A 12293-nucleotide genomic window follows, 5' to 3' on the forward strand; every position below is an offset into this window, starting at 1 on the left:
AGATTTCCGAAATGTCAATATGAAATAAAAAATTATTTGTGATTTAAGATTTTTTTATACATTTGCAACCCGCAACTGAAGGACAGTTGCTTTGCCCAGATGGCGGAACTGGTAGACGCGCTAGACTCAAAATCTTGTATTCGCAAGGGTGTGCAGGTTCGATTCCTGTTCTGGGCACAATACAACCCTGTAAGTCATTGATTTACAGGGTTTTTTATTTCTCCAAGTGTCATAAAATGACACTTGGAGAAAGTTGAATTGTTGCGGGAATCTCCCCTTTTTGTTTTTTATGTTGTCAAGGTCTGCTTTGGGATGGGTTATTTATTGACAGTCAATTGACAAGCAGAATTTGTCGTATTCCTCTTTCCACTCCGTACACAAATGGTCTCGCGGTAATCCACTTCCTGATTAGTAAAATCGCAGAGGCAGGGGTGAATATAAGTATCAAATAATATGCTTTAAAAATGTGGGCGGAAAATGACTCGCAATAGTATTTTTTAGAAATGCTACATTAATCCGTAGGGGGGTAATGGTTATTGTATGGATCCTAGTCTCCTGATTTTGTCGGAATCACAGATTTTCAGTAATTTAAGATTACTCAAATTATTATTTTATGGCCAGACAGGAAAGCCTGCTCAAATTCACCGGTAAATTGGGAAATGTGATCGGTTACCGGAATAAAAAAGAATATTTACTGCGTAGTGCTTCCGCTACCGTGAGGCAAACATCTGCAACCAAAAGAGCTGCAAAGGATTTTGGAATCGCCAGTAAAGCCGGCCGGCTTATCCGCCATACACTGAGTGAACACCTGCAGCATTCTTACGATAGCTCATTGACTAACCGTCTCAATAAAGTATTAGGTGAAATAGTTCGTGCTGATGATAGTCACAAAGCCGGTCTGCGTGTGCCAACCGCCGCTAATATGCAGTCCTTGCGTAGTTTTCAGTTTAACAGTCATGCAAGTATTCAGCACCTTTTAGCAGGCACTCCTGTTATTGAAAATAATGATGATGGTGGTATCGGGATCTCATTCCCCGAAACTGCCATTAACAATAATAAAGGAACGCATATCATAATAAAAGCGATAGCGCTGTCAGTCAATTTCGCTCAGCAAACAACCCGGCAACTGGTAAGTGAAACAGTAGTGATCAGGTGCGGTGAAAAACAGATTCTACCTACACTCACACTAAATCCTGAAAGAAAAGATCTTACCCTCATTTTGCTGGAAGTACAATCCTGTTATGAGGTGAATGGAGAGTTGCATCTGTGCCAGAACAAAAAAGGATCAGCACTGGATGTTATTGCCGTACTACCACCAGTGGAACAATCTTCAGCAATAAAAAGCAAACGCCGCAACAAGGCTCCCAAACTAAGGATCATTCCATCATATGTTCAACCTGCCAGGCGCTCTGGTAATATGCTGCCCGTTGCCTTCAGTTCCCTGCCGGAAGGATAGTATAAGCAGGTTTCCCACGATATAAAATAGGATTCTTACACTGCGGAAATAGACTTCCGTCAGCATTGTCATGCCTCATAACCACATTTGCCTGTATTTTAAAGCGGGTAGCTGTCTGTAAACAGCATCTTGCTCCCGGAAAAAGTACTTTTATGAAGATTATTATAACAAACAACGCTTTTTCAACCTCAACCTGTTAGAAGTCCACCTTTTCTCCACCCTTATAAGTACTATCATAGTAGTTAGACTACTGAATTATTAAGATGATCCCCTCATCTATGCCTCCTGGACTTAAACTCAGTACATGTTTAAACCGCTCAATCCCGTTAATCTAGAGCGACTCATTTGATAACTGGCGCCAACTACTCAGCAATTCGTGGATGCGGTATGGCCTGATGGCTTTGATCCTGAAAAAGCAGGTTGCATCAAGGTTATTCAATAAAGAATTTAAAAGCCTTCAAGTTTACGGATTTGAAGGCTTTTATTATTGTAAATGCAGTAACTTCACTGTCCGGATTTATTGGTGCATCTCAAATCACGTCCATCCTCTTATCCAGGAATTTCTTATTTTTAGATTGAGAGCTTTTATTAAAAATAGAAGCGAATACCCCTATACCCTATTTTTGGGCAGGACATCCGGGCGTTATCCATACACATATCAAGCTTCCTCATAATGAAAAGATGAGAATGTCCAACTTTGGATTTCCAATAATTTTAACCGGGTACTAAATTAGATGCGTTAGAGTATTCATTTTATTATTGCAATTCCATCTTATCATCAATTCAAATTGATTAACATTGAATTAACTCTATTTGATTTAATGAATTTTAAATTCGTTCTGCAAAATTGAGTTCGAAATATGGGGCTAAATCAACGTATTCACCTTTTTCTAAATAGAAATCCCAAAGGAACAATAATCATTTCCATACCATTATTTATTACATTTTCTATTCTTTTTTACAGGAGTATTAATGGATACAGGCATAGTCTAAATCTTGATATCCGGGTTTCAGCAATGAAAGGTGGGGAGTATAGTAATTTTCTGGATGTTTTGTTGAAAACGTTAAATCAAGATTCTTCCAGATGTAAATTAAGGTTAACAAAAGTGGATGCATCATATGCTTCTCCTAGAACAATTGAACAACTCGATAGTGCATTGGCAGATATTGGTCTGATCCAGTCTAACGCAAAGCGAAATTCAAAAAACGTATCTTCTATTGCTTATGTGTATACAGAGCCCTATTTCTTAATTACAAATAAGGCAAACCTAAGATCTATTCAGGACATTTTTAACTCAAAAGAGACATTGAGAATTGCTAGGCTAAAGCCATCTAGCCAGACTTCAATGGATATTTTATCTATTTTGGATTTTTACGGATTCATTCACATATATCACTTCACAATGCTAATTATGATTCAACATACTATATGCTAAAACATGGAATTGTTGATCTTGGTTTCGTCGTTGTTGGTATGTCAAATAGGGTCATTAATAAAATGTTAATAGATTCAACTTTACATCTTATTCCATTTGAAAACAGGGATGCTTACTTATTGCGTAAACCCAAGTTAAATCTTTATACAGTGCCCAGGGGCATCTATGGAATAAACTGTCCGGATAACGATTATGAAACCTTTGCAACAAAGGCAATGCTTATAGTAAGGAATGGTATGTCAGAAAATGATATATACAAAGTGACAGAAGCGTTGTTTAAAAAAGAATCTGAAATATCTAATAATTATCCGTTTTTTCATCTTGAGAAAATAGAAGATGATATAAGCAATTATATTCCCGTTAATAGTGGAGCGCTTAGGTATTATAATAAAGATAAACCATCCTTTCTTGATAGAAATATAAATCTGATAGCAACTTTATTGTCGATTGCAGGAATAGCATTATCTGTTATACCTCTCGTCAAGGAAATGGCTAAAAGAAGAAGTAAAGCTAATAATGTTCAAAGAAGATCAGTTGATACCAGATAAGAATATAAATTCTATACATGTTTTAATTCAGCTCATATATACTAAAAATGAGTAAATTATAAGAAGATATAAAATCGAAATCTCAATAGCTCCACTAACATTTTTTCTATTTTTAATTTGGACTATACATCTCTTTTATTTCTTAACAGCCATTTTCAATATTTCTATTGTTAATAAAACTTAATGTTGTATTGTTATGAGAAATATACCCTCTCAATGGCAGGCGAATATTATATTGTCAATCACAATTGCGGCAATAAGTGCTTTGTTTGCCTATCTGCAATATATAAAACCTGATCCAAAGAGTAATACCATTGTTGTAAAAGGTGATACAATGATTGTAAACGACGGAATCGAGTTGAATGGCAGGAAGATGAATATCTCCGGGATAATGCCGCAAATACAGCAAAATCCCGCCATCAATACTGTTACAAAATCCCCACCAGCTATAAACAATACCATCCATCAGGGCGAGTCTACAACGGTAAATACAGTGGTGCCGGATGAGTATGTCAACAAAACTGTTAGTCAGGCTGACATAGCAGTAGCGATAATCGATGCTGCAAGATCCCCCAATAATATGATAACTTCTAGTATCGCTAATCTTTATCGAAGCAAAGGGTATGTTGTTACAGGTTCATTGTTTAAGCTTAAGTTGTTTCAGTCGGAATTCTTTGAGGAGTTAGAGAACGCTAATTCAACGCTCATAGGGAAACTGGAATTGCACACTCATGTGAAATATGTTGTTATTGGTATATATTCCAGGATACTGGAGGCGGGGACCGGTGAATATGCACTGGTGGTTTGTAGGGCTAATTTGGATGTTCACGTGATCTCCTGTGAAACCCAGTCTCAGGTTGATGGGTTTGAACTCGCTGTTTCAAATGGACATGGTGATGTGCAGCACGCAGAGAAAGGGGCGATTGAAAAACTTATGGCGGATTATTCTGCAAATCATCTCAATTTATAACATATGAAATCCTTCGTCGTTATTTTGCTTGCCATGTTCTTTTGTAATCAGGTTAACTCGCAGAGCTTAGATCAGGGTATTAGCGATATCGCGAGTGATATTGCACAAAAAGTTTCAAAAAAGAATAAAGTTCGCCTCGCACTAACTGATTTTGTAAACAGTGAAGGAAAGGTAGACGCCCTGACGGACTATGTCCGGAAAGAATTGGAACTTAAATTGATTAACGCGGAAAATTTGCAGGTAATGGATAGAAAGCATATTAAATTGCTTTTGTCCGACAACAATCTTCAAAAAGATGGATTAATAGATGAGTCTATCGCTAAATCGTCGACTTCTTTTATTAAGGTAGATGGATGGGTGATTGCCGAGATTACAACAGTAGGCAACAAAATAAAAGTAAAGGTAACAGTCAGTGATGTAATTACCTCGCTGATGTATGCTGCATCATCTGCTGTATGTAATGGGGACGATCTTACAGTAAAAAATCTCCTTGATCCGGAAGTTAAGGTATGTAATGTCTGCAACGGAAAAGGTACTATTCAGGTAAAAACAATCTGTGCTACTTGTGGTGGGAAAGGGAATAGGCTTTGTAGACGATGTGCAGGAAACGGAAAAGTTGAGTCTAATACCTGGAGTGGTCGTTACGAAAGATGTGAAGAGTGCAATGGAACAGGAAAAAACATCTGCAATATTTGTGAAGGAAGAGGGAAAGTCATCAACTATGATACTTGCCCCAAATGTAATGGGAAGAATATGGGTATCTCGGATAATACGGAGAATAGCCCTACAGAAAAAGATATTTGTTCTGTTTGTATGGGGTCTGGAAAAATGAATCATCGACAAAATTGTACTGTTTGTGCAGCAACTGGGAAGCTCGTTGTACGTGGTAATTTAATGAATTGTAGCAATTGCAACGGTACTGGTATTAGTACAACCGTCACCTTGTGTACAACATGCAATGGAACGGGAAAATTATAATATTATTTGCAATACAGCAAGATGGATAAAGTGGAAGAGTTGCTAATCAGTAGATTGTCATTTCCTCCAGGATGTAAATAACAAGAGGAATGAAACCAATTTGTTAATGGATATTTTAAATGAATCCGTTTTAAAATAATTGATGCGATATTAAGGATTGTCATTTATTAATAAAATTCAATTTTCCCTAACGTTCCATATTATTCCACATGAAAATTGTTTGCTGGTCATTACTCCTGGGTACTTTAATTACTACTATTGCCCATGCACAATATGCAGATGATAATGTTACGATACGTGATAATCGTAAAGCCAAAGATCCTTTTAAAGTAAGTAAAAAGGTGAAAAAGATTGATAGCAGTAGCGTATATGAATCCAGAACAATTCCCCTGAAGGGCTTTGATCTTAGCGCGAAAGTTCCGACAGGCCTGGATATCTCGGATATCCAGGTAATTAATGCTGTGAGTGATTCTTCATTACTGGGCTATGTTCAGAGCAGCATATTCAATATATGTGAGGAAGCTATCCCGGATAAGCCTTATACTTTATATTTACAGTCTTATGTAGATCGCAGTTACAGACCGATATATAAGAAAGATGCTATACCGCTTGTATGGGTGATACAGGAATTGCGAATCGGCGAACGTACTTTCGGTATGAGTGAAAAAGGGTACTTACATCTGAAAGCTATGGCATTTGTGGGCAATGGTAATGGTACGTTTAAGCGGCTCACACAATTGGATACGATCCTGGTAAGAGGAGGCATGGATGTAACTCATAAGCACGACGAAAATATAAGAGATGGTTTGCATATCCTGCTGGAACGGTCTCTTGCAAAAGATGTATTACTGCAAAAGATTGACAGCTCTGTTTATACAATGTCTGCTATCCGGGAAGAAGCGTTAAAACGTTATCAGAAGCCCGCTTTACAATCGCAGGAGCATATAGAGGGTATTTATTTAACCTTTGAGGAATTTATTAATGATCAACCTTCAGTTAAAAATGTAACATATAGCCTGGAGCATAATACCGTACGCTTTTTTTATACAGACAGTAGCGGAAAGAAAAGTTTCATTGATAAGTTCTGGGGAGTACGAAAAAATGGTTTATTGCTTAAACAATATTATGATTTGCTTATTCCCATTGAACAAAAACAGAATAGCATTGTTTTGACAAACTATCTGCCATTGGCACGTAGTAAAAACAACGCTACTCTCCTGGCAATATTGGGCGGAGGACTCGGAGGTGCAATAGTGGGAGCGGCAATGGGAGGACAAACAGCAGTCGGTACTTTGCCTATAGTAGAGAATATTCCCTATATAAAAAAGAAAGCACCTATAGCTACAGGTGTTGATATTGAAACCGGAGAATTCACGCTGTAGATGCTCCTAGCAATTTGTAATAAATATAAGCCTAATAAAAAAAGACATCCCTTTAACAATATTAACCAATTGCCTACCTCGTAAATTACAGGTTTGGGTTTTGGTATCTTATCAGGCTCTGACAATTTATTAAAGGGAACTGCCATTGGAGCCGTAAGCGGTGCTGTTGGTGTACATTTCTTAGTCACTAAAAACGAGTCTTTATGAAAACAGTACTATTGGTATTCATATACACTTCATTAGCAATAAAGTTCTGTAATGCGGACCAGAACCTGGATAATGCACTTACAGCTAAAGGATGTAATATTGATTCGGTAAGAAAACAAAGTGAGCTGGTCTTCAAAAAACTGGATAAAAAGAGGAAGATACCGGATGGCTACTTTAAAACTGAGATCAGTGAAAATGATAGTCTGATACAAATCCTGCGGATCGCAACGAATGGAAATATCAGGAATACAGGTGGAGCGTACGTGGCGATCTCAAAGGCAACATGTAAGGTGACAACGTTCGAGATTTTTCAATAAACGATTTTGGAATAGTTTTTTGATTGGGGAGTCTTTCTTTTGGAGGACTCCTCTTTATAATAATAAAATATATTTCATTAAGTCGAAATTATAATAATTCAGAACCTGTTAAAGAACAATATAGATTTTGTAATTGATGAACATTCTTAATTTCTTAGTTAGGTTTACTATATTTTTTCTTAAAACGACACATTGCCTGATGAAATACTACATTATGCTTATCCAATTGTTTCCGTATTTCTCCAGAATCCATAATTTTACTTGCCCTTTCAACGTATGACAAATAGGTAGAATAAGGAATAGGTGAATTTTTCTCAATTTCAACTTTCTGATATGAGTAATATCTATCTTTATTTAACTTAAGTTGTTTTCTTTCATGTTGCTTTTCTTTATTTAAATTAACATGCCTATACAATCTTTTTAATTGCCCTTTAAAAATAACAAATGGGCCACCCTCTTTTGATTGTATCCGACTGGCCCTAAGAGCCTTCCTCTTTACAGCATATATGATTCTTCTGTAAAATCTTGCAAGATTAGCCGACTTTATCAGCGTTTTATATCCATAAAACTCAAAGCCTAAATAAGTTAACGGTCTTCCCAGCGAGCAGCAATCCCCTAAACAATAATCCTCTAATACACGGTAGTCTGGATCACATTTCTTTTCACTAATAAGAATAGAAGTAAGTCTGTTCTCTTCGTATCCCACTTGTATATTTTTGAACAAATACTTTTCTGTTTTCTCTCTACTTATTTTAACATGGCTTGATAATATTTTCTCCATAATATAATTCTCAATATCTGCGGCTTCATCAGGTTTACAAACAATCAGAATATCATCTGAATATCTTCTATAATATGCATCATACTTTTCAACAACTTCATTAAGTATAGATTTATCAAAATTTAATAAATATAAATTGGCCAGGACAGCACTTATAGGTAATCCTTGAGGAATCCCCTTAATAATATATCTTTTCCCTTTTGTGTTCTTATGTTGTTCAATCCTTTTAACAAATGGATGTTTAAAAACTTTGATTTGCTTTTCCTTTAAGATCTTCCTGAATTCCTGAAATGATTCGAAGAATGCTTCCTTTCCTGTATTTCTTCTTATCTGAAACAATTTTCTTTCATCAAATCCTTTTTGCTTTATACTATTAGATCTCTTCCTTAAGTCGTCCAATAATATATACCTAAAATCAGTGGCAGCCTTAAAAACATTATAATGAGCACCATTAAGTTTTCTCACTTTAAATAAATCACACCATGCAGATTTTAGTGTGTTATGGTCAATTTCATTGAAAAAACTTTTTATATCAAACATTAGTACTGAACAACCATGATCATCAATTGTTGCCCGCATCTTTATCTCCTGAAAAGCTTCACTCGCAAAATGGATAGTACTTTTTCCTTTGCCGCTCCCATCATCATCGTCAAAAACAATTTTTCGATAAGCAATAATACATTCTGATAATCCTTTACGTTTGTTCAACTCTTCTTCATATAACCCTTGGAGTATTTCGGCATAATACCCAAATATTAAAGCATCTATATGGGTAGAGTAATGCAAAGGCCTAATTTTGGTGCTTTTTTTAACTTTATAAGGTGATTTCGAATCCTTATATGAATGAGCCCTTTTCTTTTTTGTATTACCACCTGAGTCCTTATTGGAGGCTTCGTTATTTAACTGATATTCATCCAAAGGAATTTTTTTATACTTTCTTTCTTTAATATTTGAATGAATAAGAGGACTGAAAGAATGCTTTGCAACAAAGCCTTCATTTTGAACTTTTGAGATTAATTCTGAAGAATTTTTGAAAACGTCAAGTTTCGGAGTAACATGCAAATACCCTCTGCTTTTCAGCCAAGAAGGTATATTTTCATTTAGTGGTATCATAAAAATAGCCCTGCATCTATAGTGTAACGGATTTCTCTACAAACATTACCCCCAATAAAGAGTCAAGCCAGAATTCAAAAAATGAATCACACTATTGTTCAATTCTACATATCAATTCATCACTAAACAAGCAATAACTATGAAGTCGTTGATCATTATAGGAATAATCGCTATATTCGAGTTGCGAATGGAATGCACCCAAGGTCATGTTGAGGCTGTAATCCTGCATCTGGCATTGCGCGCAATGGCAGGAATGCTACAGGTCCTTCATAGTATCCTATTGCATCCACATGGCAATCTCTTACCTGTTATCCTAATTATATAACAGTAAGCTCTGTTTTAACACAGTAACTTTATGGCTTAATACTAGTTGTCTGTAATCCCTTAAGATGCAAGGCATGATCAAATATACATATTAAAATTTATCCCAAAAAATGGATTCTTCAAAATTTAATGTAGGGGATACAGTTACATTAAGTTCCCATCCTTATAATAATAATTTCCACAATATAATCATAAGCGGGGATGGTTCACACCTTCCTCCACTACTAGTCATAAAAGAAGTATTTGCTACAAGTCAGAATCTACCTCCTGGAAATGCAGCAGGGCAGCACTATAAATGCATTTGCGTTTATTATTCATCTCATAATTCATCGTTTAAAGAAATTACGGTGATGGATACTGACATCAAACAGATTCTTGTTCATACTGATTTGATAAATCATAATTTATTGAAACGAGGAGAATTAGTTAGATTTATAACTACTGGATATGAACTGCATAAACGGAAATCATCTCTTACTTATGAAGAGAACCAGGCTAACTCTGATGTAAATCGTCTAAGCATTAATCCACTTTTATCTTATTTACCACCAGTAATGCAAGTGCTGAATTGGGAGATAAATAATTCAAAGCTTCCTCTTTCTAATAAAAAAACAAATGAAACTATAAGGTGGATAACTTCTATAAATGTAACCTGCGCATATTTCAATCCAATCAAAGATTCCATTACTGAAATTTCTCTACCTGTTGAATCACTTGAATTAATTCCTAAAGTTAACGAAGAGTATTTATTCTTAATTAACGAGTCGATAGACAAGAATAGCTATTTATTGATTACTAAGGACAATATCCCTGCGATTATTAAACCTAACAGTATTAATTCCCGGGTAGGAGATTATTATATAAGAGGATTTGATTTACTACTTAATAGAAATAGAGAGTTTAAGATTAATAGTAGTGAAATTTGCATTGAAAAAATGGAAAAATATTTCTTAAATACTGTTCCTCAATTTGACAAGACTAACATTTCAAAATCACTTTTGAGCAGTTCCATTTTGCAAGAATTAAAGAATTCTATTGAAACGGCAAAAGAAAATTCTTCATATATCAGAATTCAATATAAAAACCGGAATAATGAAATATCATATCGTACACTTTCACACTATGAATTATACAATTTACAGGAACTTGATACTTATTATTTAAGAGGTTTCTGCTTATTAAGACAGGAGCCTAGATTATTTAAATTGCTCAGAATTCAACATTTAATGGAATTAAATCTAAAATTCGAACATGTCCAATAATATTTTTAAGCTACATAAAATTGAAATTTCGCTAACTCTTTAAATAGGTTTGCCTAATAAACAGAAAAGGTTCGCAATCATAAATTATGAATCTTTTACTGATTAATTTTAGATAGATCGTTGGAACAACTGGTTTCGAACTTATATAGTTTCTTCTCATTGAACAATGCGCAATTGCTTTCGGTAACTATATACTTTTCTGTAATCGAAAAAATCAGTATCAAGTTCGTAAATTGCCTAATTTTCTTATCTTCGTTTCGACAGGTAGAAAGGGTTGGAAATCGTGCAAAACAGGCACGCTTTTTCAATGTTTGAAATACGGCGCCATTCATTTGACATTCAGAGTTTATAAAATATTGGTATCCAGAATAATAGTATTCCACCACTGGGCACACTAGTGGAAAGGTCGGAGAATTCTCCGACCTTTCTTTTTTTCTCTTCTTCTGAACCCGCTACGGGCCTGCTTATCAACTCTAATATTACATTCGGTTTGAAGTTTATTTTCTGAGAAAATCATTTTTTTTAAGAAGATCGAACCAATGATTTGTTTTTTGCCGATTGGGGAAGCTGCGATGTAGCGGGTGGCGATGTTTTTTATCTGTTAGGTAAACTATAAGTGATCTTACCCTGTGCATCCAGAAAATTCAATTTGGCATTACCGTTAGAGTCTACCAGCATTTGCAGTCGTGCCTGTCCCATGCGGTCGGCCAATGTCACCATTGCAGTTTTGCTATTGTCTTTACCGACAAAGATACGTTCTGCCACCGCCTTTCTGCCTTCTTCCGGTACCATCAGCTTATGTAGTAATGCTTCTTTTTCGGGACTATCAGGCAGTTTTTGCGCGTTTTTATATGCAGCGCGCCAATCCGGCCAATAAGGTGAGGTTTGCCAGTCGTCTATGTGTAATCCTGTTTTCTGCTGACCGTTTATATCCTGATAACTCAGATACAGTACCTGGTTGGAGTTGTACTGGTCGAACGAAAGATGACCAAAGGCGCTATACTGTCCGCTGCTATCGGTAGATCCTGTGAATACCAATCCTCCGTTTTCAGTACCCTCATCGTTGAAGAATATTATGCCGGGCCTGGTGCCACCTGGAATAGGCGGATTCAATGGCTTGCCATAGAACAGGTTTTGCTGAGAGCGACTTTTGTTAGAGATTACCATCCTTAATTGGCCGTTTTCCTCTACTACGTTGATGCGTTCTACTGTAATTTCTTTAAACTTTTCCATGCCGGATTTAGAGAAGGCGAATAATCCGGCACTCACTACGAGTAGTATCAAAAAAAGGGAATAAAGTCTGAGTCTTTTAATCTCCCTTTCCATTTGAGCAAATCTTTCTTCCATGGTCTTGTGTTTGAATTAGGCCGCAAACCTAATAAAGTTTTAGCTCTTTGCCGATCTCTCTATATGGAAATGATTAAAACCTTCGGTTGTTCATAAACTGCAACTCTTTAATAATCAACATTATTTGGTTCGAAAACCTACCACTACTGGGCACCAACAAAAAGAAGTCTCT

Annotated in this window: 9 protein-coding genes and 1 tRNA gene; 8 read left to right on the top strand and 2 right to left on the bottom strand. The window is 36.0% G+C overall.

The genetic code is table 11. From position 1 onward, the window contains the following. Positions 1-93 precede the first annotated feature (93 nt). From BM176_RS15015 to BM176_RS15050, 7 genes are all read left to right on the top strand, one after another. Positions 94-177 (top strand) — tRNA-Leu (locus BM176_RS15015). A gap of 436 nt (positions 178-613) precedes the next feature. Continuing rightward, positions 614-1456 carry a hypothetical protein gene (locus BM176_RS15020; RefSeq protein WP_090104356.1) on the top strand — a complete coding sequence of 281 codons (843 nt, stop codon included), beginning with the start codon at positions 614-616 and terminating at the stop codon, positions 1454-1456. 1390 nt (positions 1457-2846) lie between these two features. After that, on the top strand, positions 2847-3440 hold the full coding sequence (locus BM176_RS15030) for a TAXI family TRAP transporter solute-binding subunit (protein ID WP_255373524.1): 594 nt from the start codon (positions 2847-2849) through the stop codon (positions 3438-3440). Positions 3441-3636: 196 nt separating this feature from the next. Continuing rightward, positions 3637-4410, top strand: coding sequence for a hypothetical protein (locus BM176_RS15035; protein ID WP_090104371.1), 774 nt, complete (start codon positions 3637-3639; stop codon positions 4408-4410). 3 nt (positions 4411-4413) lie between these two features. Beyond that, a complete protein-coding gene (locus BM176_RS15040; RefSeq protein ID WP_090104373.1) occupies positions 4414-5388 on the top strand; it encodes a hypothetical protein in 975 nt (324 codons plus the stop codon). A 209-nt stretch (positions 5389-5597) separates the two neighbouring features. Further along, positions 5598-6770 (top strand): hypothetical protein, encoded by a 1173-nt coding sequence (locus tag BM176_RS15045; protein ID WP_090104375.1) that lies wholly within the window; start codon positions 5598-5600, stop codon positions 6768-6770. A 203-nt stretch (positions 6771-6973) separates the two neighbouring features. Then, complete coding sequence (locus tag BM176_RS15050; RefSeq protein ID WP_090104377.1) at positions 6974-7294, top strand: hypothetical protein; 321 nt, start codon at positions 6974-6976, stop codon at positions 7292-7294. A 154-nt stretch (positions 7295-7448) separates the two neighbouring features. On the opposite strand, the gene BM176_RS15055 is transcribed toward BM176_RS15050, so the two are convergent. Then, positions 7449-9188, bottom strand: coding sequence for a reverse transcriptase domain-containing protein (locus BM176_RS15055; protein ID WP_090104379.1), 1740 nt, complete (start codon positions 9186-9188; stop codon positions 7449-7451). Between the two features lie 434 nt (positions 9189-9622). Here BM176_RS15055 and BM176_RS15060 point away from each other — a divergent pair, with 434 nt between their 5' ends. Next, a complete protein-coding gene (locus BM176_RS15060) occupies positions 9623-10774 on the top strand; it encodes a WYL domain-containing protein (RefSeq protein WP_090104381.1) in 1152 nt (383 codons plus the stop codon). Between the two features lie 594 nt (positions 10775-11368). Here the strand turns inward: BM176_RS15060 and BM176_RS15070 are convergent. Then, complete coding sequence (locus BM176_RS15070; protein ID WP_090104383.1) at positions 11369-12121, bottom strand: hypothetical protein; 753 nt, start codon at positions 12119-12121, stop codon at positions 11369-11371. Positions 12122-12293 lie beyond the last annotated feature (172 nt).

Origin of the sequence: Chitinophaga sp. CF118 (assembly GCF_900112615.1) — a bacterium.
Taxonomy (GTDB): domain Bacteria; phylum Bacteroidota; class Bacteroidia; order Chitinophagales; family Chitinophagaceae; genus Chitinophaga.